General features: G+C 68.2%; 22 protein-coding genes. 15 read left to right on the forward strand and 7 right to left on the reverse strand.

Annotated features, from left to right (window positions below; translation table 11 throughout):
• The first annotated feature begins 30 nt into the window (after positions 1–30).
• Together ACP694_RS13325 and ACP694_RS13330 are read left to right on the forward strand one after the other, a co-directional pair.
• The gene (locus tag ACP694_RS13325) at positions 31–1,023 is read left to right on the forward strand and encodes an FAD:protein FMN transferase (protein WP_426013082.1); all 993 of its coding nucleotides are present in this window, start codon (positions 31–33) and stop codon (positions 1,021–1,023) included.
• Positions 1,020–2,555 carry a flavodoxin domain-containing protein gene (locus tag ACP694_RS13330; protein WP_426013084.1) on the forward strand — a complete coding sequence of 512 codons (1,536 nt, stop codon included), beginning with the start codon at positions 1,020–1,022 and terminating at the stop codon, positions 2,553–2,555. Before ACP694_RS13325 ends, ACP694_RS13330 begins: the two co-directional genes overlap by 4 nt.
• Positions 2,556–2,580: 25 nt before the next feature.
• Here the strand turns inward: ACP694_RS13330 and ACP694_RS13335 are convergent, their stop codons facing one another.
• On the reverse strand, positions 2,581–3,135 hold the full coding sequence (locus tag ACP694_RS13335; protein ID WP_426013086.1) for an NTP transferase domain-containing protein: 555 nt from the start codon (positions 3,133–3,135) through the stop codon (positions 2,581–2,583).
• 102 nt (positions 3,136–3,237) lie between these two features.
• On the opposite strand from ACP694_RS13335, the gene ACP694_RS13340 reads away from it, so the two are divergent.
• Positions 3,238–4,296 (forward strand): LacI family DNA-binding transcriptional regulator, encoded by a 1,059-nt coding sequence (locus ACP694_RS13340; protein ID WP_426013088.1) that lies wholly within the window; start codon positions 3,238–3,240, stop codon positions 4,294–4,296.
• Positions 4,297–4,394: 98 nt separating this feature from the next.
• On the opposite strand, the gene ACP694_RS13345 is transcribed toward ACP694_RS13340, so the two are convergent.
• A complete protein-coding gene (locus tag ACP694_RS13345; RefSeq protein ID WP_426013090.1) occupies positions 4,395–5,219 on the reverse strand; it encodes a helix-turn-helix transcriptional regulator in 825 nt (274 codons plus the stop codon).
• Between the two features lie 100 nt (positions 5,220–5,319).
• On the opposite strand from ACP694_RS13345, the gene ACP694_RS13350 reads away from it, so the two are divergent.
• The 6 genes from ACP694_RS13350 to xylD all read left to right on the forward strand — a co-directional run bounded on the left by ACP694_RS13350 (position 5,320) and on the right by xylD (position 12,599).
• Positions 5,320–6,210: an SDR family oxidoreductase gene (locus ACP694_RS13350; protein WP_426013092.1), complete on the forward strand. Its 891-nt coding sequence runs from the start codon at positions 5,320–5,322 to the stop codon at positions 6,208–6,210.
• Between the two features lie 214 nt (positions 6,211–6,424).
• Positions 6,425–7,576, forward strand: a complete 1,152-nt coding sequence (locus tag ACP694_RS13355) for a fumarylacetoacetate hydrolase family protein (protein ID WP_426013094.1) — start codon at positions 6,425–6,427, stop codon at positions 7,574–7,576.
• A 16-nt stretch (positions 7,577–7,592) separates the two neighbouring features.
• Positions 7,593–9,029 carry an aldehyde dehydrogenase family protein gene (locus tag ACP694_RS13360; RefSeq protein ID WP_426013095.1) on the forward strand — a complete coding sequence of 479 codons (1,437 nt, stop codon included), beginning with the start codon at positions 7,593–7,595 and terminating at the stop codon, positions 9,027–9,029.
• 5 nt (positions 9,030–9,034) lie between these two features.
• Positions 9,035–9,781: a D-xylose 1-dehydrogenase gene (gene xylB, locus ACP694_RS13365; protein ID WP_426013097.1), complete on the forward strand. Its 747-nt coding sequence runs from the start codon at positions 9,035–9,037 to the stop codon at positions 9,779–9,781.
• A gap of 165 nt (positions 9,782–9,946) precedes the next feature.
• Positions 9,947–10,816, forward strand: coding sequence for an SMP-30/gluconolactonase/LRE family protein (locus ACP694_RS13370; RefSeq protein WP_426013099.1), 870 nt, complete (start codon positions 9,947–9,949; stop codon positions 10,814–10,816).
• Positions 10,806–12,599 (forward strand): xylonate dehydratase XylD, encoded by a 1,794-nt coding sequence (gene xylD, locus ACP694_RS13375; RefSeq protein ID WP_426013100.1) that lies wholly within the window; start codon positions 10,806–10,808, stop codon positions 12,597–12,599. The genes ACP694_RS13370 and xylD overlap by 11 nt, the downstream gene beginning before the upstream one ends.
• 164 nt (positions 12,600–12,763) lie before the next feature.
• Here xylD and ACP694_RS13380 read toward each other — a convergent pair whose 3' ends face one another.
• Positions 12,764–13,393 carry a TetR/AcrR family transcriptional regulator gene (locus ACP694_RS13380; protein ID WP_426013101.1) on the reverse strand — a complete coding sequence of 210 codons (630 nt, stop codon included), beginning with the start codon at positions 13,391–13,393 and terminating at the stop codon, positions 12,764–12,766.
• Positions 13,394–13,475: 82 nt separating this feature from the next.
• Here ACP694_RS13380 and ACP694_RS13385 point away from each other — a divergent pair, with 82 nt between their 5' ends.
• Complete coding sequence (locus ACP694_RS13385) at positions 13,476–14,552, forward strand: aldo/keto reductase (RefSeq protein ID WP_426013102.1); 1,077 nt, start codon at positions 13,476–13,478, stop codon at positions 14,550–14,552.
• Between the two features lie 55 nt (positions 14,553–14,607).
• Here the strand turns inward: ACP694_RS13385 and ACP694_RS13390 are convergent, their stop codons facing one another.
• Together ACP694_RS13390 and ACP694_RS13395 are read right to left on the reverse strand one after the other, a co-directional pair.
• Positions 14,608–14,973: a type II toxin-antitoxin system VapC family toxin gene (locus tag ACP694_RS13390; protein WP_426013104.1), complete on the reverse strand. Its 366-nt coding sequence runs from the start codon at positions 14,971–14,973 to the stop codon at positions 14,608–14,610.
• A 25-nt stretch (positions 14,974–14,998) separates the two neighbouring features.
• Complete coding sequence (locus tag ACP694_RS13395) at positions 14,999–15,247, reverse strand: type II toxin-antitoxin system Phd/YefM family antitoxin (protein ID WP_426013106.1); 249 nt, start codon at positions 15,245–15,247, stop codon at positions 14,999–15,001.
• A 172-nt stretch (positions 15,248–15,419) separates the two neighbouring features.
• Between ACP694_RS13395 and ACP694_RS13400 the strand changes: the two genes are divergently transcribed.
• From ACP694_RS13400 to ACP694_RS13410, 3 genes are all read left to right on the forward strand, one after another.
• A complete protein-coding gene (locus tag ACP694_RS13400) occupies positions 15,420–16,868 on the forward strand; it encodes a sugar porter family MFS transporter (protein ID WP_426013108.1) in 1,449 nt (482 codons plus the stop codon).
• Between the two features lie 197 nt (positions 16,869–17,065).
• The gene (locus tag ACP694_RS13405) at positions 17,066–18,670 is read left to right on the forward strand and encodes a family 43 glycosylhydrolase (protein WP_426013110.1); all 1,605 of its coding nucleotides are present in this window, start codon (positions 17,066–17,068) and stop codon (positions 18,668–18,670) included.
• 135 nt (positions 18,671–18,805) lie between these two features.
• The gene (locus ACP694_RS13410; protein ID WP_426013111.1) at positions 18,806–19,651 is read left to right on the forward strand and encodes a rhamnogalacturonan acetylesterase; all 846 of its coding nucleotides are present in this window, start codon (positions 18,806–18,808) and stop codon (positions 19,649–19,651) included.
• Between the two features lie 13 nt (positions 19,652–19,664).
• Here ACP694_RS13410 and ACP694_RS13415 read toward each other — a convergent pair whose 3' ends face one another.
• Entirely contained in the window at positions 19,665–20,372 is a 708-nt protein-coding gene (locus tag ACP694_RS13415) for a YceI family protein (protein WP_426013113.1), read from the reverse strand.
• Between the two features lie 107 nt (positions 20,373–20,479).
• The gene (locus ACP694_RS13420; RefSeq protein WP_426013114.1) at positions 20,480–21,079 is read right to left on the reverse strand and encodes a TetR/AcrR family transcriptional regulator; all 600 of its coding nucleotides are present in this window, start codon (positions 21,077–21,079) and stop codon (positions 20,480–20,482) included.
• A 188-nt stretch (positions 21,080–21,267) separates the two neighbouring features.
• On the opposite strand from ACP694_RS13420, the gene ACP694_RS13425 reads away from it, so the two are divergent.
• Both ACP694_RS13425 and ACP694_RS13430 read left to right on the forward strand, forming a co-directional pair.
• Positions 21,268–22,443 (forward strand): efflux RND transporter periplasmic adaptor subunit, encoded by a 1,176-nt coding sequence (locus tag ACP694_RS13425; RefSeq protein ID WP_426013115.1) that lies wholly within the window; start codon positions 21,268–21,270, stop codon positions 22,441–22,443.
• 12 nt (positions 22,444–22,455) lie between these two features.
• Complete coding sequence (locus ACP694_RS13430; RefSeq protein ID WP_426013117.1) at positions 22,456–25,650, forward strand: efflux RND transporter permease subunit; 3,195 nt, start codon at positions 22,456–22,458, stop codon at positions 25,648–25,650.
• The last annotated feature ends 1 nt before the right edge of the window (position 25,651 follow it).

Here is a 25,651-nt window from a genome sequence, read left to right on the forward strand (position 1 = left end):
GGATGACGACGGTGGGGCCGGCCCCTCCCCATGACCCGCGTCCTCGTCCCCCTGCTCGCCGAGCCGCCCGCCCGCCCGATCGGCGGCGCGGTGCTGGCGCTTGGTGGTGAGACCATGGGCACAACCTGGTCGGTCAAGCTGGTGGCCCCGCCCACCGCCAAGGCGCGGGCCCTGACCGCCATGGTCCAGTGCGAGCTCGACACCGTCGTGCGTGAGATGAGCCCCTGGGAGCCTGACTCCGACCTGTCGCGCTATAACCGCGCCGCCGCCGGAACTTGGACTGCCCTACCCCCGGCCATGCTTCGAGTGCTGCGGTGCGCTCTGGAAGTCGCCGAGGCCACGGAGGGCGCCTTCGACCCCACCCTGGGCGGCCTGGTCGACCTGTGGGGCTTCGGGCCCCGCCCGTTTACCGGCGCGCCGCCGTTGCCCGAGGCGATCGCCAAGGCCCAGGACGCCGCCGGCTGGCGTAGCCTGATCCTCCACGGCGACCGCCTGTTCCAGCCCGGCGGCTTGACGCTGGACCTCAACGGCGTCGCCAAAGGCTTCGCGGTCGATCAAGTCGCCGCCGCGCTCGATCGCGCCGGCGCCCGCTCGTACCTCGTCGACGTCGGCGGCGAACTGCGCGGGACCGGCGCCAAGCCGGACGGCCAGCCCTGGTGGGTCGAGCTTGAGCGGCCACCGGTCGCCAATGAGAACCCGCGCACCCTGGTCGCCCTGCACGGCCTGTCGGTGGCCACCTCGGGCGACTACCGCCGGTTCTTCGAGCATGACGGCCGGCGTTACGCCCACACCCTGGATCCCGCCACCGCCGCCCCCGTCGAACACGGCGCCGTCAGCGTCACGGTCCTGGACGAAAGCTGCATGCGCGCCGACGCCTACGCCACAGCCCTGACCGTGATGACGCCCGACGTCGCCCTGGCCTTGGCCACGGTGCGGGGCCTGGCCGTGCTGGTCGTGGCCGACGGTCCTGGCGGACTGGAAGAGCGCCTGTCGCCGGCCCTGACGGCGATGCTCGACGCATGAGCGCCTGGCTCGCCCTGTCTCCCGAGACCCGCCGGCTTTGCGCCGCCGGCCTGGTGCTGGGCGTCTATGCCCTGTTCTGCATCGCTATCGCCCTGCGCGAGGCCCGCCGCCGTCGCGCCGTCCGCCGCGAGGCCCACGCCCTGTCGGCCGGAGAGGGCGCGGCGATCCTGCTGGCCCATGCCAGCCAGACCGGTTTCGCCGAGCAGCTGGCGCTGGCCACCGCCAAGCTGCTCAGCGACGGCGGCGCGAGGGTGACGCTGAAGGCCCTGGCCGACGTTACCGCCGCCGACTTGGCCAAAGCTGGGCGCGCCCTGTTCGTGGTCAGCACCACCGGCGAAGGCGACGCCCCCGACACCGCCCGCCCCTTCCTGCGTGATGTGATGAGCGCGGCGCCCGACCTGCACGACCTTGGCTTTGGCGTCCTCGCCCTGGGCGACAGCAGCTACGCCCACTTCTGCGCCTTTGGCCGCACGCTCGACGCCTGGCTGGCCCGGCGCGGGGCCCATCCGCTGTTCGACCGGGTCGAGGTCGATGAAGGCGACGACGCCGCCCTGCGCCATTGGCAGGGCCAGGTTGGGGTAATGGCCGGCGTCACCGACAGCCCGGACTGGACCCGACCCCGTTATGGTCTCTGGCGCCTGGCCGAGCGTCGACAGCTCAATCCGGGCAGCCCCGGCGAGGCGGCGTTCCACATCCGGCTGGAGCCCGCCGAGGCCGCGACCTGGGAGGCTGGCGACATCCTGGAGATCGGGCCGTGCAACGACCCCGCCGAGGTCGCCGCCTTGCTGTCGGGCCTGGCCCTGGACCCGGACGCTGGGGTGCTGGCCGACGAGGGCGCGACCTTGGCGGCGGTCCTGGCCTGGCGGCGCCTGCCGCACGACGGCGCGGCCCCGACGACGCCTCAGGCCCTGATCGACGCTCTGTCGCCCCTGCCCCACCGTGAATATTCCATCGCCTCGCTACCGGCCGACGGCGGGGTCGAGCTGCTGGTGCGGACCATGCGACGCGCCGACGGCAGGCTGGGCGTGGGCTCGGGCTGGCTGACCGTCCACGCCGAGAAGGGCGCCGAGATCGCCGCGCGGGTGCGAACCAACCGAAGCTTCCATGGCCCGACCGACGATCGGCCGCTGATCCTGATCGGCAACGGCACGGGCCTGGCCGGCCTGCGCGCCCACCTGAAGGGCCGCGCCGCCGCTGGCCGCCACCGCAACTGGCTGGTGTTCGGCGAGCGGACCCAGGCGCACGACTACTTCCACCGCGACGAGATCGAGGCCTGGCGGGCCAGCGGCGTGCTGGAACGTCTCGACCTGGCCTTCTCCCGCGACCAGACCCGCAAGATCTATGTCCAGCACCGGTTGATGCAGGCCGCCGACGCCTTGCGGGCCTGGGTGGCGGACGGCGCGGCGATCTATGTGTGCGGGTCGCTGGAGGGGATGTCGGGCGACGTCCATGCCGCGCTGGTCGCGGTGCTGGGCGCGGAGGCCGTGGAGCGGCTGAGCGACGAGGGGCGGTACCGGCGCGACGTTTACTGACGCGGCGCCTGGAGGTGGCCAGCCCTCAATATCCTTCTCCCCTTGGAGAAGGGAAAACAATCAACCTCGCCCGCTCCTCCGGCGTGTTGGCCCCGCGCAGCCTCAACCGCACGGCCTCGTCGCAGGGCTCGGCGACCAGCCCCGCCCGCTCGACGAGCCGCCGCAACGGCCAGCCGACCTCCGCGTCACCCGGCACGGCGGTCAAAGCCAGCACCATCGGAACCGGCAGCCCCTCGTAAAACGCCCCCGCCCCCGGCGCGGCGAGCAGCGGCGCGAGGTCGGCCAAGGTCACGGTCGGCGCATCGACCGCCAGCACCAGCGCTCGCGTCAGGCCGCTCGCCGCCAGCGCCGCGCAGCCCGCCAGCACCCCGCCCACGGGCCCGGCGTCGGGCGCGGGATCCTCGACATGCTCCAACCCGTGATCGCGCCCGGCGGTCAACACGCGCGCCGCGCCCGCCGCGCGCGCCAGGGCGACCACGCAGTCCACCGCCCGCTGACCGTTCCAGTCGAGCAACGCCTTGTCGGCGCCCATGCGACGCGAGCCGCCGCCGGTCAGGATGATGGCGCCGAAGGGGATCATTGGGCGCAGCCTAGGACAGACCGTCCGCGGACAAAAGCGCGCGTCTTTCAAGTTGAGGCCGAACAGGGCTAGTCTCCGCCGCGATAAAGGGACGGGCTATTCATGAACGAACGTAACGAGCGTCAAAGGCGCCGGACGACCCAGAGCGCCACCATCCGCGACGTCGCCGCCCTGGCGGGCGTCTCGCCGATGACGGTGTCGCGGGTGATCAACCGCGAGACCACGGTCAAGTCCGAGACCAAGGCCCTGGTCGACGCGGCGATCCGCGACCTCAACTACGCCCCCAACCCCGCAGCCCGCAGCCTGGCCGGCTCGGCGCCGGCCCGCATCGGCCTGCTCTATGACAACCCCTCGACGGGCTACCTGTCGGAATTCCTGGTCGGTGCGCTGGACGAGAGCAGCCGCACGGGCGCCCAGGTGGTGATCGAGAAATGCGCCGAGCCCGAACTGGCTGGCGCCACCCTGACCCGCCTGTTGAAGACCGGCGTCGACGGCCTGATCCTGCCCGCGCCGCTGTGCGAGAACGCCCAGGTCCTGGCCGAGGTCAAGGCGGCCGGCGCCGCCGCCGTGGCCGTGGCCCCAGGCATGCCCAGCGCCGACATGGCCACCATCCGCATCGACAACGAAGCCGCCGCCTACGAGCTGGGCCAGCATCTGCTGGATCTCGGCCACAAGCGTTTCGGCTTCATCAAGGGCCACCCCAACCAGACGGTCAGCCAGCAGCGGCTGGACGGCTTCATGGCCGCCCTCAAGGCCGCAGGCCTGACGCAGGACGCCGTGCATATCGAGCAGGGCTATTTCACCTATCGCTCCGGCCTGGAGGCGGCGGAGCGGTTGCTGGCCGTCGAGGATCGCCCCACGGCCATCTTCGCCAGCAATGACGACATGGCCGCCGCCACAGCCGGCGTCGCTCACCGCCTGGGCCTGGACGTGCCGGGCGACCTGTCGATCGTCGGTTTCGATGACACCTCGATCGCCGCCAATATCTGGCCGGCCCTGACCACCGTCCACCAGCCCATCGCCGCCATGGCCCGCGCCGCCGTCGACCTGGTGCTGGAAGAGATTCGCCGCAACCGCGCCAAGACCGGCGAGCCCCGGCAACTGGTCCACCCGCATACCCTGATCGTCCGGGATTCGACCGGGCCGGCGCCGGAAGCCTAGAGCATCGCGCGGAAAAGTGGCCACCGGTTTTCCGCAAAAGCGATGCGAAAACAAAAGTCTAGGGCAAGCCGTGCGATTCCTATATCGCGCGACTTGCTCTAGGTCCGCGCGATCAGCGAACCAATACGCTCGGCGTCCGCCGCCGTGACCGGATTATAGACGATCATGCTGAGGTCGGGCCGTCCATCGACGGCGAAGGCGGAATATTCTAGCGCTAGCACGCCCAGGATAGGGTGGTGGAGCCGCTTGGCGCCCTCGCCGTGCAGGCCGACGTCGTTTTCGGACCAGAACCGCTTGAACTCGGGGCTGGTCAGGCACAGCTCATCGACGAGCTGGCTGACCTCGGAAACGGCCCCGGCGCGGGCCGCGTCCGCCCTGAACGTGCTGACCACGAACCGGGCGACGTTCTCCCAATTCTCCTGGGCGGCGCGGACCTGGGAATTGCCGAACATCAGCCGCAGCACGTTGCGCTGGTCGGGCGCCAACGCGCCATAGTCGGTCAGCACGGCGGCGGCGGCCCGATTCCACGCGACGATGTCCCAGGTGGCGGTCTTGATCATGGCGGGACTGGAGGTCATGCCGTCCAGCACCCGCTGCAGGCGGGGCGATACCCCCTCCGGCGCCTTGTAGCGAACCTCGGGAGGCCGCCCCAGGCCGAGCAGGAAGACATGCTCGCGCTCGACATCGGTCAGCATCAGCGCGACAGCGATGCGATGCAGAACGTCGGCCGACGGCGCCCCGCCCCGGCCTTGCTCCAGCCAGGTATACCAGGTGGCGCTGATGTTGGCGCGCTGGGCCACCTCTTCGCGCCGCAACCCCGTGGTGCGCCGGCGCGAGGCGGGAAACCCCAGGGCGACCGGATCCATGCGCCCGCGCCGGCTTTTCAGATAGGTCCCCAGCCGATTGTCAATATCGACGGTCATGTTGAGCCTGTTGGCTATTATACCCTGATAAGGTCACTACTTTAACAGTATCGGTCCAGGGCGTCATGGTCCTTCGAACAGCTAATATCGGAGTGTTTCCATGCGTGTTTTCCTCACTGGGGCCACCGGCTTCATCGGCTCCGCCGTCATTCCCGAACTTCTTCAAGCCGGCCATCAGGTCGTGGGCCTGACGCGGTCCGAGGCCGGGGCCCGGCAAATGGCCGTCGCTGGGGCCGACAGCCATCGCGGCAGCCTCGAGGATCCTGACAGCCTGCGGGCCGGCGCGGCCCAGGCGGACGGCGTGATTCACTGCGCCTTCGACCACGATTTCGAGAACTTCCTGGCCAATTGCGACAAGGACCGCCGGGCCATCGAGGCCCTGGCTTCGGCGCTGGTCGGAACCGACCGCCCGCTGGTCATTACCTCGGGCGCGGGGATGGGCAGCCCGGGCGACGGCCGGCCGGCCGTCGAGGACGTCTTCAACCTGGAGTACCCCAATCCGCGCAGCGCCTCGGAGGTCGCCGGCCAGGCGGCCCTGGCGACCGGCGTCAATGTTTCGGTCATGCGCCTTCCCCAGGTCCACGACCCGGTCAAGCAAGGCCTGATCACCCCCGCCGTGGAGATCGCCCGCGCGAAGGGCGTCTCGGCCTATGTCGGCGACGGGGCCAATCGCTGGGCCGCGGGCCATGTCCTGGACGTCGCCCGCCTCTACCGGCTGGCGCTGGAGCACGCCAAGCCCGGCGCCCGCTACCACGCGGTGGCCGAGGAGGGCGTGACAGCCCGCGAGATCGCCGAGGTGGTCGGCGACGGGTTGAAGGTTCCGGTGGTGTCCCTGACGCCGGAGGAGGCGGCGGTCCATTTTGGCTGGATGGCCCGGTTCATCACCCTGGACATGCCGGCCTCGAGCGCTTGGACGCGACGGGAACTGGGCTGGACCCCGACCGGGCCGAGCCTGATTGAAGACCTCGAGGCGATGAACTACGCGGCCTGAGGCGCCGTCACATCCTCATTCCTCGACGGGGCGGCCTGCGCGCCGTCCCCGTCGCGCCCGAGACAAAAGCCTCCGAACCGACTTACCTGCCCCCGCCATTTGTAATATCAAATCACCGACTTGCGCGCCCCGGCATGTTAGCGCTAACAGGTGGGTTTGCAGGAACGAGCGTGGCCTTGGTAGGGTTGCAAAGCTCGACGAGGGAGAAGACGCGGTGGGTATTTCGGAGTTCCTTCCCGAGGATTGGCGTGACGCGACCCTGCTGGGCCGTGTCGATTTCGGCGACGGACCGACCCCGATCCTCGTGCGCGGCGGCCGGATCGAGGACGTCAGCAAGATCGCCCCCACCACCTCCGACCTGATGAACCGCTTCGCGCCTGGCGAGACGATCCCGGCTGGCGTCGACCTGGGCCCGCTTGAAGACCTGGATGTCCGCCCGGTCTGGGCCGACCCGCAGGGCGCGGCCGCCAAGCTGCTGGCCCCCGTCGACCTGCAGTGCCTGAAGGCCGCCGGCGTCACCTTCGCCGTCTCGACCCTGGAACGCGTCATCGAGGAACGGGCGCGCGGCGACGCCGCCGAGGCCCTGAAGATCCGCGCCCAGCTGGCCGACAGCATGGGCGGCGACCTGCGCGCCGTCGATCCGGGCTCGGAGGGCGCGGCGCGCCTGAAGCTGACCCTGATCAAGGACGGCCTGTGGTCGCAATATCTCGAAGTGGCCATCGGCCCCGACGCCGAGATCTTCACCAAGGGCCCGACCCTGTCGTCGATGGGCTGGGGCGACCAGGTCGGCGTGCGCAGCGACAGCCATTGGAACAATCCCGAGCCCGAGGTCGTGCTGCTGTGCGACGGCCAAGGCCAGATCCGCGGCGCTTCGCTGGGCAACGATGTCAACCTGCGCGACTTCGAGGGCAGATCGGCCCTGCTGCTCAGCAAGGCCAAGGACAACAACGCCTCCTGCGCCATCGGTCCGTTCTTCCGCCTGTTCGACGACGGGTTCAGCCTGAACGACGTCCGCTCGGCCGAGGTCACCCTGAAGATCACCGGCCGCGACAATTTCGTGCTCGATGGCCACAGCAATATGAGCCTGATCAGCCGCGACCCCGCCGTCCTCGCCGGCCAGGCGTTCGGCAAGCAACACCAGTATCCCGACGGCTTTGCCCTGTTTTTGGGCACGATGTTCGCGCCGATCCAGGACCGCGACACCCCCGGCCAGGGCTTCACCCACAAGATCGGCGACCGGGTGCGCGTGGCCACCCCCAAGCTGGGCGTACTGGAGAACGAGGTCACCACCTGCGATCTCGCCCCCCCGTGGACCTTCGGCGTCTCCGCACTGATCCGCAATCTGGCCGGCCGCGGCCTGCTCTAGTCTCTAGGAATCCGGCATGACCGACACCCTGCACCACCTGATCGGCGGCCAACGCGTCAGCGGCGACACCCCGACCCAGAGCCTCAACCCGTCCAACACAAACGACGTCGTCGCCCAACTTCCCGACGGCGGCGCGGCCGAGGTTGACGCCGCCGTCAGCGCCGCCCGCGCGGCTTTCCCGGCCTGGTCGGAATCCTCCCCCGAAGTGCGTTCGGACCTGCTGGACAAGGTGGGCACGACGATCATCGCTCGCAGCGCCGAGATCGGCCGCCTGCTGGCCCGCGAGGAGGGCAAGACCGTGCCCGAGGGCGTCGGCGAGACAGTCCGCGCCGGGCGGATCTTCAAATATTTCGCCGGCGAGGCCCTGCGCCGCCACGGCCAGAACCTGGAAAGCACCCGCCCCGGCGTCGAGATCCAGACCTATCGCCAGGCCGTCGGCGTCTTCGGCTTGGTGACGCCCTGGAACTTCCCGATCGCCATCCCGGCGTGGAAGGCCGCCCCGGCCCTGGCCTTCGGCAACACCGTGGTCATCAAGCCGGCCGGCCCGACGCCCGCCACGGCCTCCGCCATGGCCGACATCATCCAGGAATGCGGCGCGCCGGACGGCGTGTTCAACATGCTGTTCGGGCGCGGGGCCATGGGCGACGCCCTGGTCAAGCATCCGGGCGTGGACGGCGTGTCGTTCACCGGCTCGCAGGGCGTGGGACGCCAGGTGGCCGCCGCCGCCGTGGCCCGCCAGGCCCGTGTGCAACTGGAGATGGGCGGCAAGAACCCGCTGATCATCCTCGACGACGCCGACCTGGAACGCGCCGTGGCCATCGCCCTAGACGGCTCCTATTTCGCCACCGGCCAGCGCTGCACGGCCAGCTCGCGCCTGATCGTCCAGGACGGCATCCACGACCGGTTCGTGGCCCTGCTGGCCGAGAAGGTCGCGGCCCTGCGGGTGGGCGACGCGCTCGACCCCAACACCCAGATCGGTCCGGCCGTCACCGAGGACCAGATGGAAACCAGCTACCGCTATATCGACATCGCCACGAGCGAAGGCGGCCGGCTGGTCACCGGCGGCCAGCGTCTGAAGCTGGAAAACCCCGGCTGGTACGTGCACCCCACCCTGATCGCCGACACCGATCCGTCGATGCGGATCAACAATGAGGAGGTCTTTGGCCCCGTCGCCTCGACCATCCGGGTCAAGAGCTACGAGGAAGCCCTGGAAGTCGCCAACAACACCGAGTTCGGTCTGTCGGCAGGCATCGCCACCACCTCGCTGAAGCACGCGCGCCACTTCCAACGCCACGCCAAGGCTGGCATGACCATGGTCAACCTGGCCACGGCCGGCGTCGATTACCACGTGCCGTTCGGCGGCTCGAAGGGCTCGTCGTACGGAGCCCGCGAGCAGGGCTTCGCGGCGGTCGAGTTCTATACCCAAACCAAAACCGCTTACTCCTGGTCGTGATCTCCATGTCTTCCGCTATCTATCCCAGCCTCAAGGGCAAGCGCGTGGTGATCACCGGCGGCGGCTCGGGCATCGGGGCCGGCATCGTCGCCGGCTTCGTCCGCCAGGGGTCCGAGGTGATCTTTCTCGATGTAGCCGACGAAGATTCCTCGGCGCTGGCCGCGCGGCTCGCGGGCTCGGAGATCGCGCCGGTCTATATCCGCTGCGATCTGACCGACCTGGACGCCGTGGCCAAGACCTTCGCCGAGATTGGCCCCATCGACGTTCTGGTCAACAACGCCGGCAATGACGACCGCCACAGCCTGGCCGACATCACGCCCGCCTATTGGGACGAGCGGATCGGCGTCAACCTGCGCCACATGCTGTTCGCCACCCAGGCCGTGGCGCCGGGCATGAAGGCGCGCGGCGGCGGGGCGATCATCAATTTCGGCTCGATCAGCTGGCACCTCGGCCTGCCCGACCTGGTGCTCTACGAGACCGCCAAGGCCGGCATCGAGGGCATGACCCGCGCCCTGGCCCGGGAGCTCGGCCCCGACGACATCCGCGTCACCTGCGTGGTGCCCGGCAACGTCAAGACCAAGCGCCAGGAAAAGTGGTATACGCCCGAGGGCGAGGCCGAGATCGTCAAGGCCCAGGCCCTGAAGGGCCGGCTGCTGCCCGACCACATCGCCTCGCTGGTGATGTTCCTGGCCTCGGACGATGCGAGCCTGTGCACGGGTCACGAATACTGGATCGACGCCGGCTGGCGTTAGGGGTTGCTCCTTGAGCCCCCTTCCCCCTGGAGTGGGGAAGGGCTGGGGATGGGGGTGGAAACGGTTCAGGATAGGGCGATGGAATCACAGCTTCCAATTGGCGGGGCCACCCCCATCCCTGCCCTTCCCCCCTCCAGGGGGAAGGGTTCAAAAATGGATAGACTCATGCCCGAACCCCTCTGCGTCTGGGACCTGAAGGCTACGCTCGGCGAGGGTCCGATCTGGTCGGCTGAGGAACAGGCCGTGTGGTTCGTCGATATCAAGAGCCACAAGGTCCACCGCTTCCACCCCGCCAGCGGCGAGACGACCAGCTTCGACGCTCCCGACCAAGTGACTTTCCTGGCGCCCCGGGCTGGCGGCGGCTTCGTGGCGGGCCTGAAGAGCGGCCTGCATCACTTCCACCCCGACATCGGCTTCACCTTCCTGGGCGAGATCGAGCCGCCGGAGCTGAACAATCGCCCCAACGACGCCACGGTGGATGGCGAGGGCCGGCTGTGGTTCGGCACCATGGACGACGGCGAGGAGGCCCCGAGCGGCGCGCTCTACCGCCTCGACGAGGCCGGCCGGCCGATCGCCGAGGACACCGGCATCTGCATCACCAACGGCCCCTGCGTCAGTCCCGACGGCCAGACCTTCTATCACACCGACACGCTGGAGAAGGTGATCTGGGCCTACGACATGGAGGGCGGGGCGCTGTCGAACAAGCGGCTGTTCTTCAAGCTTGAGCTCGAAAACGCCTGGCCCGACGGCTCGGTGGTCGACGCGGACGGCTACATCTGGACCGCCCTGTGGGGCGGCAGCGGCGCTTTGCGGATCTCCCCGGAAGGCGAGGTCGTCGACCGGATCACCCTGCCGGCCATCAATGTCACCAAGCCCTGCTTCGGTGGGCCCGACCTGAAGACCGTCTATTTCACCACCGCCCGCAAGGGGCTGAGCGACGACCAGCTCGCCGCCTTCCCCCTGTGCGGCGGCCTGTTCGCCCTGCCCGTCGCCGTCGCCGGCCAACCCCAATACGAGGTGCGTCTTGACCTCTAATCACACCCCATCGGGCCGTACCCCGCGCCGGTTCCGATCGCGCGACTGGTTCGACAATCCCGACCATATCGACATGACGGCGCTCTACCTCGAGCGATTCATGAACTACGGGATCACGCCTGAGGAACTGCGCAGCGGCAAGCCGATCATCGGCATCGCCCAGACCGGCAGCGACATCTCGCCGTGCAACCGTATCCACCTGGACCTGGTGAGCCGGATCCGCGACGGCATCCGCGATTCCGGCGGTATCCCGATGGAGTTCCCGGTCCACCCGATCTTCGAGAACTGCCGCCGCCCGACCGCGGCGCTCGACCGCAACCTGTCCTATCTGGGCCTGGTCGAGGTGCTGCACGGCTATCCGATCGACGCCGTCGTCCTGACCACCGGCTGCGACAAGACCACCCCGGCCGGCATCATGGCCGCCACCACGGTCAATATCCCGACCATCGTGCTGTCGGGCGGGCCGATGCTGGACGGCTGGCACAACAATGAGCTGGTCGGCTCGGGCACGGTGATCTGGCGCTCGCGGCGCAAGCTGGCGGCCGGCGAGATCAACGAGGAGGAGTTCATCCAGCGCGCCTCCGACAGCGCCCCCTCGGCCGGCCACTGCAACACCATGGGCACGGCCTCGACCATGAACGCCGTGGCCGAGGCCTTGGGCCTGTCGCTGACCGGCTGCGCGGCCATCCCCGCCCCCTATCGCGAGCGCGGCCAGATGGCCTATCGCACCGGCCAGCGGATCGTCGACCTGGCCTATGAGGATGTGAAGCCGCTCGACATCCTGACCCAAAAGGCCTTCGAGAACGCCATCGCCCTGGTGGCGGCGGCCGGCGGCTCGACCAACGCCCAGCCGCATATCGTGGCCATGGCCCGTCACGCCGGGCTGGACATCACCGCCGACGACTGGCGGGCGGCCTATGACATCCCGCTGATCCTCAACATGCAGCCGGCCGGCAAGTACCTCGGCGAGCGCTTCCACCGGGCCGGCGGCGCGCCGGCGGTGCTGTGGGAGCTGCTGCAGGCCGGCCGCCTGCACGGCGACGTCATGACCGTCACCGGCAAGACGATGGCGGAAAACCTGGAAGGCCGCGAGACCCGCGACCGCGAGGTGATCTTCCCCTACGCGGCGCCGATGAGCGAGCGAGCCGGGTTCCTGGTTTTGAAGGGCAACCTGTTCGACTTCGCGATCATGAAGACCAGCGTCATCAGCCAGGAGTTCCGCGATCGCTACTTGAGCGAGCCCGGCAATACGGGCGCGTTCGAGGCGCGGGCCGTGGTGTTCGACGGATCGGACGACTATCACGCCCGGATCAACGATCCCTCGCTGGAGATCGACGAGCGCACCATACTGGTGATCCGCGGGGCCGGTCCGATCGGCTGGCCGGGCTCGGCCGAGGTCGTGAACATGCAGCCGCCGGACGCCCTGCTGAAGCGCGGGATCATGAGCCTGCCCACCCTGGGCGACGGCCGCCAGTCGGGCACCGCCGACAGCCCCTCGATCCTCAACGCCTCGCCCGAAAGCGCGATCGGCGGCGGCCTGTCCTGGCTGCGCACCGGCGACCGGATCCGCATCGACCTCAACACCGGCCAGTGCAACGCCCTGGTGGACGAGGCGACCATCGCCGAGCGGCGCCTGGAGGGCATCCCCGCCGTGCCGGCCACGATGACGCCCTGGCAGGAAATCTACCGCGCCCATACCGGCCAGCTGGAAACCGGTGCGGTGCTCGAGTTTGCGGTCAAGTACCAGGACCTGGCGAGCAAGCTGCCGAGGCATAACCACTAGGGCATTTTTCGAGCGAAGTGGTTCCGGTTCGCGTGAAGAAAAATGCGTCAAAACAAAAGATTAGAGCTCCCGGCCTGACGCAGTCAGGCCGGGAGCTCTAGGGGGGCGGACGGTGACAGGCCCATGGGCCTGTCACCCACCTCGGCCGGCGACGCCGGCGAGCCCTATCGATCAGCGCCCATGCCAGGCCAGGCGCGCAAGGCCGCCTGGACCGTCGCCAGCAAGGACGCGCGGCTCGCGCCGTCCCGGGCGAGCACGGACATCCCCTGTATGACGGCCATGACCAGCCCCGAAAGCTCGGCCGGGTTCGTGGTCAACGGTAGCGCGCCGTCGGCGATGTCTCGCTGAATTCTCTCATCAAGGCGCCGTTGCACGCCACGCCGGATGTCTGCGACGGCCTGTTGCACGTCGCAGGACGCCGCCGACCCGCTGGCCGTCGCGCTGGCGAGCAGGCAGCCCCTGGGCGTCTCCTCGCCGGTATAGGCGGTAGCGGCTGCGGTCATCAGGTCACGCGCCGCCTCCAAGGCGCTGGGCGCATCGCCGATGGCCCGCGCCATGACGTCTGGATCGCCCGCGTACAGCCGCACGGCTTCCAGGAACAACTGCTTCTTGTCGCCAAACGCGGTGTAGAGGCTGGGCGCCGTCACGCCCATGGCGGCGGTCAGGTCGGCCACCGACGTGGTCTCGTAGCCATGACGCCAAAAGGTCAGCATCGCGGTCTGAAGGGCGACATCCCGGTCGAACGACAGCGGGCGGCCAAGACGCCGTGGACGTTGCGGGTCAACATATTCCATAGCGACCACTATGGAATATGTTGACCCGCCGATGCAAGAGAGTCATGACTTTCGTAGCAACCGCTATGAAAGTCAGATCCTCATGTCGCTCACCGCCTTCCGCACCCTGGGTCGCTCCGGCCTCGTCGTCAGCCCCCTGGCCCTCGGCACGATGACCTTTGGGCCGGGCGCCTGGGGCGCCGACGAGGCGACCTCGCGCCAGATCTTTCAGGCCTACCGCGCGGCGGGCGGCAACTTCATTGACACCGCCGACATCTACTCGGGCGGCGAGAGCGAGCGTCTCGTGGGTCAATTCATCAAGGAGGCCGGCTCGCGCGACGACATCGTGCTGGCGACGAAATTCGCCTTCAACGGATCGGCGAGCCCCTTGACCGCCACCCAGGCCGGCGGCGGAAACCCCAACGCCGGCGGCGCCGGGGCGAAGAACATTCACCGCGCGCTCGACGCATCGCTGAAGCGCCTGGGGACCGACTATGTCGACCTCTACTGGATGCACATCTGGGACGGGGTAACGCCCATCGAGGAGATCGTGCAAACGCTGGGCGACTTGGTGCGGGCCGGCAAGATCCGCTACTATGGCCTCTCCGACATGCCCGCGTGGCTGGCGATGAAAGCCGCCACCATCGCCGCCGAACGGCGCGTGCCGGGACCGATCGCCATCCAGGTGGAATACTCCCTTGTCGCGCGCGACGTCGAAAGCGAGCATGTGCCGGCCGCCCGTGAAGGCGGCATGGGCGTGATGCCGTGGAGTCCGCTGGCGGGCGGCTTCCTGTCCGGCAAGTACCGCCGCGAAGACACCAAAAACACCGGCCGGCTCAGCGGCCCCAACCCGTTCGGCGACAGCAAGTTCACCGACCGCAACTGGGAGGTTCTCGACACGCTGAAGACAGTCGCGGCCGAACTCGATCGCCCCGTCGCGCAGGTCGCGCTCAGCTGGGTCATGGCGCGCCCCGGCGTCACCGCGACGATCGTCGGCGCGAGCAAGCTGGAGCAGCTTGCCGGAAACATCGCCGCCACGCAGGTCGTGCTCAACGACTCCCAGATGGCGCGCCTGAACGCTGCGAGCGCCCCACCCGCGAGCTTCAGCGCGGGACTGACGTCACCGATGATCCGCCGCATGGTCTTCGGCGGTCATGCTGTCACCGGATGGGGCGAGTAGGTCGCACGACCTGCGGCAAAGTCGAAGACTCAGGCCGCCGCCAAAGCCGCCGGCGTCAAACCTTGATGATGCGCGTGTTGTAGGACGCGACGGCGGCGTCGTGGGTCAGCAGGACCAAGGCCTCCGTCAGCCCCTGGGCGATCAGCAGGCGATCGAACGGGTCGGCGTGGACGCGCGGCAGGGTTTCGACGATGACCGCCTGCTGCGGCGTGATCGGGATCAAGACGTAGCCGGCGGCGGCGAACAGCACCTGGGCCTCATGGGCGCCGATCGGCATGGCGCCCGGACCTTGGCGGTCGAGGCCATGCTTGATGGCGATCTCCCAGAGCGTCACCGCGCTGACGCAGATCTCATTGGCCGGGTCGAGGATCAGGTCGCGCGCCGCCTGCGTCAGGCGGGGATCGTCGGTCAGGGTCCACAAGGCGATGGGGTGTCGAGCAGCAGCCTCAATCGCGCGGATCGAGGAACAGCGCCGCCACCTCGGCGTCCTGGGAGGCCGTGTCGGCCGGGGCGACGAACAGGCCCTTGGCGATGCCGATTCTGACCGGCGTCCTGGCCGCCGTCGTCATGGGGATGAGCCGCGCGGCAGGCCGGCCATTGCGCGCGATCACCACCTGGTCGGTTTCGCCGCTCTCCACAGCCTCCACCAACTTGGAAAGCTGCGACTTGGCGTCGTGCATGTTGACTGTGCGCATGGTCGGGCTCGCGATTAGCTAATCTTAGCTCGCACAAGACCAACCCTACGGAAAGGCCGCCAACGCCGCTTGCGAGCTGATACCGGTAACACTAAGGTCAAGCTCAATGAGCGGTCCGCCAAGGACCGCTCCGCGTACAAACGGGCCTTCGGGCCACATCGGGGAAGAAACCGTGGCATCAGTCATCAACGCCGGCCCAAGCCCGGGCATGAGCGCCGTGGGCGGCCCCAATGGGGGCAAGGTCAACATGGCCTTCATCGCCGCCATCGTCGCGGTCGCCACCATCGGCGGCTTCATGTTCGGCTACGACAGCGGCGTCATCAACGGCACGCAGGAAGGCCTGGAGAAGGCTTTCAGCCTCAGCAAGCTGGGCACCGGCCTCAATGTCGGGGCCATCCTGATCGGCTGCGCGTTTGGCGCCTTCGCCGCCGGCCGCCTGGCCGACGTGTGGGGCCGCCGCACGGTGATGATCATCGCCGCCCTGTTGTTTCTGGTCAGCGCCATCGGCTCGGGCGCGGCCCACACCTCCACCGTGTTCATCATCTTTCGCCTGATCGGCGGCCTGGGCGTGGGCGCGGCCAGCGTGCTGTGCCCGGTCTATATCTCCGAAGTGACCCCGGCCAATATCCGCGGCCGGCTGTCGTCGGTGCAGCAGATCATGATCATCACCGGCCTGACCGGCGCCTTCCTGGCCAACTACATTCTGGCCCACACCGCCGGCAGTTCGACCGCCCCGTTCTGGCTGGGCTTGCCCGCCTGGCGCTGGATGTTCTGGATGCAGACCATTCCGGCCGCCATCTTCTTCTTCGCCCTGCTGTCGATCCCGGAAAGCCCGCGCTACCTGGTGGCCAAGGGCAAGGAGGCCGAGGCCGAAAAAATCCTGTCGCGCCTGTTCGGGGCCGGCCAAGGCGCCGCCAAGGTCGCCGAGATCCGCGCCTCGCTGTCGGCAGACCACAAGCCGAAGTTCTCGGACCTGCTGGACCCCACCACCCACAAGGTACGCGCCATCCTCTGGGCCGGTCTCGTGCTGGCCGTCTTCCAGCAACTGGTCGGCATCAACATCGTCTTCTACTATGGCTCGGTGCTGTGGCAGTCGGTGGGCTTCACCGAGGACGACAGCCTGAAGATCAACATCCTGTCGGGCGCGCTGTCGATCCTGGCCTGTCTGCTGGCCATCGGCCTGATCGACAAGATCGGCCGCAAGCCGCTGCTGCTGATCGGCTCGGCCGGCATGGCCGTGACCCTGGGCCTGCTAACCTGGTGCTTCTCGACCGCCACCACCGTCAACGGCGCCCTGCAACTGGCGGGCGACACCGGCCTGATCGCCCTGGTCTCGGCCAACGCCTATGTGGTGTTCTTCAACCTCAGCTGGGGTCCGGTGATGTGGGTCATGCTGGGCGAGATGTTCCCCAACCAGATGCGCGGCCCGGCCCTGGCCGTCGCCGGCTTCGCCCAATGGATCGCCAATTTCGGCATCTCGGTCAGCTTCCCGTCGATGGCCGCCAAGAGCCTGCCGATGACCTATGGCTTCTACGCCCTGAGCGCCGTGGTCTCGTTCTTCCTGGTCCAGAAGCTGATCCAGGAGACACGCGGCAAGGAACTCGAGGCGATGCAGGGCTAAGGCGCCATTTCCCTCCCCGAAATGGGGAAGGAAAGAATTCAGAAACGCCCGGGGGCTATGCCTCCGGGCGTTTTTCGTTTCATGCTGACAGCGTTATCGGCGATGACACCGGTAGACATCAGTCGAAAAGGCCCGATAGGCTAGCGGTATCATTGAAGCGACGAGCCAACGTCGCGCGCGTTCTGGGAGGGAAACACATGGTCGATCTCAATCGCCGAGGCGCGCTGGGCGCGGTCTTCACCGGCGCCGCCGCGGCCGCTCTTCCCACGATCGCCGACGCCGCGACCGCCGCCGCCAAGCCCGCCGCGACCTGGGCCAAGGGCGTCGAGGGCCAGCGCAAAGCCGATCTCGGAGACGGGACCTTCCTCAACCCCCTCCTGGCTGGCGACCATCCCGACCCGTCGATCCTCAAGGACGGCGAGGTCTATTACATGACCCACTCGTCGTTTGACGCCTATCCGGGCCTGCTGATCTGGCGCTCGACGGATCTCGTCAACTGGACCCCGGTCGGCCCGGCCCTGAAGACCAATGTCGGCTCGATCTGGGCGCCCGAGCTCTGCAAGCACCGGGGCCGCTACTACATCTTCCTGCCGGCCAAATTCCCGGACAACAACACCAGCTATGTGATCTGGGCCGACCAGATCGAGGGTCCGTGGAGCGAGCCGGTCGATCTGAAGCTGCCGCGCTATATCGACCCCGGCCACGTGGTCGACGAACACGGCGTACGCTGGCTGTTCCTGTCGGGTGGCGACCGCATCCAGTTGGCGCCCGACGGACTGTCCACCATCGGCAAGCCCGAGCACGTCTATGATCCCTGGCATTATCCGGAGGACTGGGACGTCGAGGGCTTCTCGCCCGAGGGCCCCAAGGTCACCAAGCGCGGCGACTACTATTACCTGGTCACCGCCGTGGGCGGCACGGCCGGCCCGCCGACTGGCCACATGGTCATCGTCGCGCGGTCCAAGTCGTTGGCCGGGCCCTGGGAGAACGATCCGAAAAACCCCATCGTGCGCACCACCGACAATAGCGAAAAGTGGTGGTCGCGCGGCCACGCCACCTTGGTCCAGGGTCCGGCCGGCGACTGGTGGACCGTCTATCACGGCTACGAAAACGGCTTTTATACCCTGGGCCGCCAGACCCTGCTGGCCCCGGTGACCTGGACCAAGGACGGCTGGTTCGAGGTGGGCGGCGGCGATCTGTCCAAGCCGCTCCCCAAGCCCAAGGGTGGCAAGGTGGGTCCCCACGGCCTGGCTTTGTCGGATGACTTCGGCGCCGACAAGCACGGCCTGCAATGGAACTTCTTCGATCCCAAGCCAGGCGAGCACGACCGCATCAGCCGGTCCGGCGGGGTCATGACCCTGAAGGGGGCCGGCGAGGCGCCCAGCACCGGCGCTCCGCTGATCTTCGTCAACGGCGACCAAGCCTATGAGATCGAATGCGAGATCGAGGTCGATCCCGACACGCGGGCCGGCCTGATCCTGTTCTATGACCGCCAGCTCTATTGCGGCCTGGGCTTCGACACCAAGAACTTCGTCACTCATCAGTACGGCATCGAGCGCGGCCGGCCGGCCAATCCGCAGGGGTCGAAGATGCTGATGCGGCTGAAAAACGACCGCCACATCGTGTCCTTCCACACCAGCGGGGACGGCGGCGCGACCTGGAAGCGGTTCGACCGCGGCATGGAGGTCTCGGGCTACCACCACAATGTGCGCGGCGGCTTCCTGATGTTGAAGCCGGGCCTCTACGCGGCCGGCAAGGGCTCGGCGCGGTTCAAGGGCTTCAAATACCGGGCGCTGGCATAATCCATGTTGTCATCCCGGACAAGCGCGCGGCGCGGAGATCTGGGACCGACGCGTGAACGCCGGCGCTTCCGGCGGTCCCGGATCGGCGGTCGTCCGGACCTTGTCCGGGATGACAATCGTTTGGTGGAAAGATCGATGACGCTCAAGCCCCTCCTCCTCGCCGCCGCCCTCCTGATCGCGACGCCCGTCCTCGCCCAGGCCCCGGCTGATCCGCTGCCGTTCAAGGCGACCAAGATCATCCTGGTCGGCGACTCGACCACGGCGGTGCGCAGCGGCTGGGGCGGGGCGTTCTGCGGTCAGCGGGTGACGTCGGCCGTGGCCTGCGTAAACCTTGGGCGCGGCGGGCGCAGCACCAAGACCTATCGCAGCGAAGGATCCTGGACCCTGGTCCTCTCCGAGATGAAGGCCGGGGGCTTCGCCGACACCTATGTGCTGATCCAGTTCGGCCACAACGACGCCTATGGCCGGGCCGAGCGCCTGACCGACCTGAAGACCGAGTTTCCGACCAATCTGAAGCGCTATGTCGCCGACGTGCGCGCGGCGGGCGCCCATCCGGTGCTGGTGACCCCACTGTCACGCCGACAGTTCAGCGACGGCAAGCTGGTCGACGACCTGATCCCGTGGGCCCAGGCCATCCGCGCCGTCGCCGCCGAAACCGCCACGCCGCTGGTCGACTTGAACGCCCGCAGCGCCGCCGCCGCTCAGGCGCTAGGCCCCGTGAAGGTGGCGGACTGGGCCGAGGGGCCGCCCTCGGCGGAGGTGGCCAAGGCCCTGGCGACCGGCACGACGGTCGGCGTGAAGTTCTATGAGCCGCCGATCCCAGGCGCCGTCGCCGTGCCGATGCCCGCGCCGGGCGCGCCGGGCGAGGCGCCCTTCGACTATACCCACCTGGGTCCGGTGGGGGCGGAGGCTTGCGCGACGATCGTGGCTGAAGCGTTGGCGAAGGCGGTTCCGGAGTTGGCGCACGTCTTGGCGCCGTAGAGCTGAGACGCCCCTACTTCACCCAAGCCGGTCCGCTGAACTCCGTCTCGATCCGCACATCCACCGCGTCGCTGACGCCCATGGTCGTGCCCGGGGCCGGCACGCCGAAGCCCATGCCGAAGTGGGAGCGCTTGAACACGCCGTGGGCCGAAAAGCCGATGCGGGCGTGCGGGTCCATGTCGAAGCCCGCATAGCCGCCGTTGAAGGTCGCTTCCAGCACCACTGGCTTGGTGACGCCATGCAGGGTCAGGTCGCCGGTCATCTTCGCCTTATTGGCGCCGGTGACCTCGATCTTGGTCGAGCGGAAGGTGATGGCCGGATATTTCGCGGCGTCGAACCAGGATGGCCCGGTCAGTTCGTCGCGGAAGCCGGCCGGCGGGCTGGGGATCACCAGGGAGCGCGGGTCGATCGTCGCCTCTATGCTGGCCGCCGCCGGATTGGCCGGGTCGAATTTCAGCTTGGCGTCGAAGGCGGCGAACTGGGCCGTATATTGCGAAAAGCCGAGATGGCCGACCTTGAACACCACCGTCGAGTGGCTCTTGTCGAGCGTGTAGTCGCCGGCCGGAACCTGAGGCATGGCGGGCTGAGCGGGGCCGGCGGCCGGCGTCGCCGGCGGGGCGGCCTCCCTGTCGGCGGGCGGCGAACAGGCGGCCAGTGCGGCCGCGGCCGCGACGGCCATCAGGGCCAAACGGAAGGGCCGGCGGCGGGTTGGCGCGGTCATGGTGGGCTCCCTCGAACTTTTGTCAGCGTCGTCAGCCCAAGGACGAAGCTGGGGACGATGATCCGACATCGCGGCGCGGACTTTGTTGGCCCCGCTTCCCCGCACCCCTAGCTGAGCAGCTGCCGCACGGTGGCGCCCAGCACGCGGGCCAGGGCCTGGCGGTCGGTGTCGGGATGGTTGACCGCGCGCATGATCATGCCGTCGAACAGCATGCCGACCACTTCGCTGCGGGCATGGAACTCCGCATCGCTCCAAGCGGGATTGCGGCTGCGCTCCAGCATGCCGCGGGCGAAGGCGCGTTCCTGTTCGTCGGCGGCGCGGACAATGCAGGCCACCTTGGGATTGCGCGCCGCCTCGGCCAGCACTTCCAGCACCAGGGCCGCGCGGCGCAGGTCGAAGCATTTGTCGACTGCCTCGGGCAGGTGCTCGGTCATGGCGTCCAGCAGGTCGCCAGGCCGGCTTTTCATCTCGGCGAACTTCTCGCGCATCTCGGCCAGGTCCTGGGCGACGATGGCGGCGATGATCGCCTCCTTGTTCTCGAAATAGCGATAGATCTGGCCGACACTGAGACCCGCCGCCTTGGCGATCTCGGCCATGCTGGCGCCATGGAACCCGGCCTGGCGCACGCAGTCGCAGGCCGCGTCAAGAATCTGCTGGCGTCGGGCTTCCGGCGTCGGCCTGCACACGGCCTGGGCTTCGTCGTCCATGGAAAGCTACAAGTCCCAATTAAATTTCCGTCGCGTCAACCTGGACGGAACCCCCGAGGTTGACTTGCGACAACCCCGGAACTATGTCCAGCCCGATTGAGAATGAACGTTCATTCTCATGTTGGTTACCACCAGGGCCTCGTCAAGGCCAAGCGCCTGCGGCGCCCTGTCGCTCCTGGGGTTTCTCTATGTCCGTCAACCTTTCTCGCGCCGTCCTTTCGGCGGCCTGCCTCGCGGCCATCGCGCTGACCCTGGCCGCCTGTGGCCAAGGCAAGGGCGCGGGCGGGGCCGGCGGCATGGGACCGCGCGGCCCCTCGCCGGTGGGCGTGATCATCGCCAGGATCGAGCCGGTCACCCTGACCTCCGAACTGACCGGCCGCACCTCGGCCCACCTGATCTCCGAGGTGCGTCCGCAGGTCGGCGGCATCGTCAAGGCGCGGCTGTTCCAGGAAGGCGGCTATGTCCGCGCCGGTCAGGCGCTGTACCAAATCGACGCCGCGACCTATCAGGTCGCCTATAACAGCGCCGCTGCGGGTCTCGCCCAGGCCCAGGCCCAGGCTACCGCCGCCCGTCTCAAGGCCGAGCGCTACAAGGGCCTGGTCGAGATCAACGCAGTCTCCAAGCAGGACAATGACGACGCCCAGGCCGCGTCCCTGACGGCCGCCGCCAATGTCGCCGCCCAAAAGGCCGCCGTCGACGGCGCCCGCATCAATCTGGGCTATACCCGCGTGCTCGCCCCGATCTCGGGCCGCATCGGCAAGAGCACGGTGACCCCGGGCGCCCTGGTCACCGCCAGCCAGGCCACGGCCCTGGCCACGGTGCAGGACCTGTCGAAGATCTATGTCGACCTGACCCAGTCGTCCTCGGACATGCTGAAGCTGCAGAGCGCCCTGAACAGCGGCCAGCTGGGCCGCTCGGGTTCGGCTCAGGTGACCCTGAAGCTGGAAGACGGCTCCACCTATCCCGTGCCCGGCCGCCTGGAGTTCTCCGACGTCAGCGTCGATCCCACCACCGGGTCGGTCGGCCTGCGCGCCACCTTCGACAATCCCAATGGCGTGCTGCTGCCGGGCATGTATGTCCGCGCCATTCTCGGCAAGGGCGTGGCCAATGGCGGCATGCTGATCCCGCAAGCGGCCGTCAGCCGTGATCCCAAGGGCAACGCCACCGTGATGGTGGTCGGCGCCAAGAGCCTGGCCGAGCCACGTGTCGTGGTCGCCAGCCAGACGATCGGCGACAAGTGGCTGGTGACCTCGGGCCTGAAGCCGGGTGACCAGGTCATCGTCGAAGGCCTGCAGAAGGTGCGCCCCGGCGCGCCGGTCAAGGCCGCCGTCATCACCGCTCCTGCTACCTCTGCTCAACGCTAAGGCCGGTCCCCGATGCTTTCCCGTTTCTTCATCGACCGGCCGATCTTTGCCTGGGTCGTGGCCATCGTCATCATGCTGGCGGGGGCCCTGGCCATCCGCAGCCTGCCGATCGCCCAATATCCCAACATCGCCCTGCCCCAGGTCGCGGTGACCGCCGTCTATCCCGGCGCCTCGGCCAAGACCGTCGAGGACAGCGTCACCCAGGTCATCGAGCAGAAGATGAAGGGCCTCGACGGCCTGGACTACATGGCCTCGACCAGCGACAACTCGGGCCGGGCCACGACGACCCTGACCTTCAAGGCCGGCACCGATATCGACATCGCCCAGGTGCAGGTCCAGAACAAGCTGCAGACCGCCACCGCCCTGCTGCCGCAGGAAGTGCAGCAGCAAGGCCTGGCAGTGGCCAAGTCGGCCCGGAACTTCCTGCTGGTGGTCGGCATGTATTCGGAGGATCCGAAGACCACCGCCACCGACCTGGCCGACTACATCTCCAGCAACCTGCAGGACCCGCTGAGCCGCGTCGACGGCGTGGGCGACATCCAGATGTTCGGCTCGCAATACGCCATGCGCATCTGGTTGGATCCGACCAAGCTGGCCAGCTTCAGCCTGAACCCAGCCGACGTGCAGGCCGCCATCCGGGCCCAGAACGCCCAGGTCTCGGCTGGCCAGCTGGGCGGGGCGCCCAACCTGCCGGGCACGGCCCTGAACGCCACGATCACCGCCCAGTCGCGCCTGACCACCCCGGCCGAGTTCGAGAACATCATCGTCAGGAACAGCGCCGGCGGCGCCATCGTCCACCTGCGCGACGTGGCCCGCGTCGAGCTGGGCGCCGAGAGCTACGGCTTTGGCGCCAAGTACAACGGCAAGCCCGCCGCCGGCATCGCCATCAAGCTGGCGCCCGGCGCCAATGCGCTGGACACGGCCGACGCCGTCAAGAAGCGGGTCGAGGAGCTCTCCAAGACCTTCCCTGCCGGCTATCAGTACGTAGTCCCCTACGACTCCACGCCTTTCGTGAAGCTGTCGATCGAGGAGGTCATCAAGACCCTGATCGAGGCCATCATCCTGGTCTTCATCGTCATGTTCCTGTTCCTGCAGAACTGGCGCGCCACGCTGATCCCGACCATCGCCGTGCCCGTTGTGCTGCTGGGCACCTTCGGAATCCTGTCGATCTTCGGCTATTCCATCAACACTTTGACCATGTTCGGCCTGGTGCTTGCCATCGGCCTGCTGGTCGATGACGCCATCGTCGTGGTCGAGAACGTCGAGCGGGTGATGAGCGAGGAAGGCCTGTCGCCCGTCGAGGCCACGCGCAAGTCGATGGACGAGATCACCGGCGCCCTGGTCGGCATCGCCTTGGTGCTGGCCGCAGTGTTCGTGCCCATGGCCTTCTTCAGCGGCTCGCAGGGCGTGATCTATCGCCAGTTCTCGATCACCATCGTCTCGGCCATGGGTCTGTCGGTGCTGGTCGCCCTGGTGCTGACCCCGGCCCTCTGCGCCACTCTGCTGAAGCCGGCTCGCCCGGGCCATGGCGAGCCTTTGCGGACAGACCGTACGGGTCCGCTGGGCGGGGTCGTGAATTTCTTCAACCGGTTCTTCAACTGGTTCAACCGCAGCTTCGACCATATGAGCCGCAACTATCAGGGCTCGGTGCGCGGCATCCTGGGCAAGAGCGCCCGCTGGATGCTGGCCTATGGCGTGGTCATACTGGTGATGGGCTTCCTGTTCATCCGCCTGCCCAGCGCCTTCCTGCCGGAAGAGGACCAGGGCACGATGTTCACCATCGTCCAACTGCCGCCGGGCGCCACCGAGGAACGCACCCAGCGGGTGCTGGACCAGGTGCGCGACCACTTCCTGGTCGACGAGAAGGACGCGGTGCAGGCGGTGTTCACCGTCGCCGGCTTCAGCTTCAGCGGCGCCGGCCAGAACGCCGGCCTGGCCTTCGTTCGGATGAAGGACTTCGACGAGCGCAAGGCCGCCCGGCTCAAGACCCCGGCCGTCGCCGGCCGCGCCATGGGCAAGTTCATGCAGATTCGCGACGCCATGGTCTTCGCCATCGTGCCGCCGGCCGTGCCGGAACTGGGCACCTCCTCGGGCTTCGACTTCCAGCTGCAGGACATCGGCGGCGTCGGCCACGAGGCCCTGCTGGCGGCGCGCAACCAGGTGCTCGGCATGGCGGCAAAAGACCCGGCCCTGGCCGGCGTCCGCCCCAACGGCCAGGACGACACCCCGCAGCTGAAGATCGACATCGACCAGGCCAAGGCCGGGGCGATGGGCCTGACCACGGCCGACATCAACGCCGCGCTGAGCACCGCCTGGGGCGGGGCCTATGTGAACGACTTCATTGACCGGGGCCGGATCAAGAAGGTCTATGTCCAGGCCGACGCGCCCTATCGCATGCGGCCCGAGGACCTCAACAACTGGTACGTCCGCACCGGCAGCGGCGCGATGGCGCCGTTCAGCGCCTTTGCCACCACCCGCTGGGTCTACGGTTCGCCGCGCCTGGAGCGCTATAATGGCCTGTCGTCGATGAATATCCAGGGAGCCCCAGCCCCAGGCAAGAGCTCGGGCCAGGCCATGGACGCCATGGAAAAGATCGCCGCCCAGCTGCCCCCGGGCATCAGCTTCGAATGGACCGGCCTGTCGGCCCAGGAACGCGAGTCGGGCAGCCAGGCGCCCGCCCTCTATGGCGTCTCGATCCTGGTGGTCTTCCTGCTGCTGGCGGCGCTTTATGAGAGCTGGTCGATCCCGCTGTCGGTGATCCTGGTCATTCCACTGGGCATCGTCGGCGCCCTGCTGGCCACCACCCTGCGCGGCCTGTCCAACGACATCTACTTCCAGGTGGGCCTGCTGACGACCATGGGCCTGGCGTCCAAGAACGCCATCCTGATCGTCGAGTTCGCCAAGGATCTGCACGAAAAGGGCATGGACCTGGTCGAGGCCACGGTGGAGGCCGTGCGCATCCGTCTGCGGCCGATCATCATGACCTCGCTGGCCTTCATCTTCGGCGTGTTGCCCTTGGCGATTTCGAACGGGGCTGGATCCGGCAGCCAGCACGCCATCGGCACTGGCGTGATCGGCGGCATGATCTCGGCCACCGTCCTGGCGATCTTCTTCGTCCCGTTGTTCTTCGTGATCGTCGAACGGATTTTCAAACCCAAGCCGCGCCATTTCGCCGAGACGCCTGTCACCCCGGCCGAGGGCCACTGAG

It is taken from the genome of Caulobacter sp. DWR2-3-1b2 (genome assembly GCF_049896345.1).
Lineage (GTDB): Bacteria > Pseudomonadota > Alphaproteobacteria > Caulobacterales > Caulobacteraceae > Caulobacter.

Excerpts from the sequence above, each read along its gene's own strand:
- ACP694_RS13405 (WP_426013110.1), top strand. The coding sequence starts at position 17,066 with ATGGTCGATCTCAATCGCCGAGGCGCGCTGGGCGCGGTCTTCACCGGC.
- ACP694_RS13340 (WP_426013088.1), top strand. The coding sequence starts at position 3,238 with ATGAACGAACGTAACGAGCGTCAAAGGCGCCGGACGACCCAGAGCGCC.
- ACP694_RS13335 (WP_426013086.1), bottom strand. The coding sequence starts at position 3,135 with ATGATCCCCTTCGGCGCCATCATCCTGACCGGCGGCGGCTCGCGTCGC.
- ACP694_RS13350 (WP_426013092.1), top strand. The coding sequence starts at position 5,320 with ATGCGTGTTTTCCTCACTGGGGCCACCGGCTTCATCGGCTCCGCCGTC.
- xylB (WP_426013097.1), top strand. The coding sequence starts at position 9,035 with ATGTCTTCCGCTATCTATCCCAGCCTCAAGGGCAAGCGCGTGGTGATC.
- ACP694_RS13410 (WP_426013111.1), top strand. The coding sequence starts at position 18,806 with ATGACGCTCAAGCCCCTCCTCCTCGCCGCCGCCCTCCTGATCGCGACG.
- ACP694_RS13425 (WP_426013115.1), top strand. The coding sequence starts at position 21,268 with ATGTCCGTCAACCTTTCTCGCGCCGTCCTTTCGGCGGCCTGCCTCGCG.
- ACP694_RS13420 (WP_426013114.1), bottom strand. The coding sequence starts at position 21,079 with ATGGACGACGAAGCCCAGGCCGTGTGCAGGCCGACGCCGGAAGCCCGA.
- ACP694_RS13345 (WP_426013090.1), bottom strand. The coding sequence starts at position 5,219 with ATGACCGTCGATATTGACAATCGGCTGGGGACCTATCTGAAAAGCCGG.
- ACP694_RS13415 (WP_426013113.1), bottom strand. The coding sequence starts at position 20,372 with ATGACCGCGCCAACCCGCCGCCGGCCCTTCCGTTTGGCCCTGATGGCC.
- ACP694_RS13370 (WP_426013099.1), top strand. The coding sequence starts at position 9,947 with ATGCCCGAACCCCTCTGCGTCTGGGACCTGAAGGCTACGCTCGGCGAG.
- ACP694_RS13380 (WP_426013101.1), bottom strand. The coding sequence starts at position 13,393 with ATGGAATATGTTGACCCGCAACGTCCACGGCGTCTTGGCCGCCCGCTG.
- ACP694_RS13395 (WP_426013106.1), bottom strand. The coding sequence starts at position 15,247 with ATGCGCACAGTCAACATGCACGACGCCAAGTCGCAGCTTTCCAAGTTG.
- ACP694_RS13430 (WP_426013117.1), top strand. The coding sequence starts at position 22,456 with ATGCTTTCCCGTTTCTTCATCGACCGGCCGATCTTTGCCTGGGTCGTG.
- ACP694_RS13325 (WP_426013082.1), top strand. The coding sequence starts at position 31 with ATGACCCGCGTCCTCGTCCCCCTGCTCGCCGAGCCGCCCGCCCGCCCG.
- ACP694_RS13360 (WP_426013095.1), top strand. The coding sequence starts at position 7,593 with ATGACCGACACCCTGCACCACCTGATCGGCGGCCAACGCGTCAGCGGC.
- ACP694_RS13385 (WP_426013102.1), top strand. The coding sequence starts at position 13,476 with ATGTCGCTCACCGCCTTCCGCACCCTGGGTCGCTCCGGCCTCGTCGTC.
- ACP694_RS13330 (WP_426013084.1), top strand. The coding sequence starts at position 1,020 with ATGAGCGCCTGGCTCGCCCTGTCTCCCGAGACCCGCCGGCTTTGCGCC.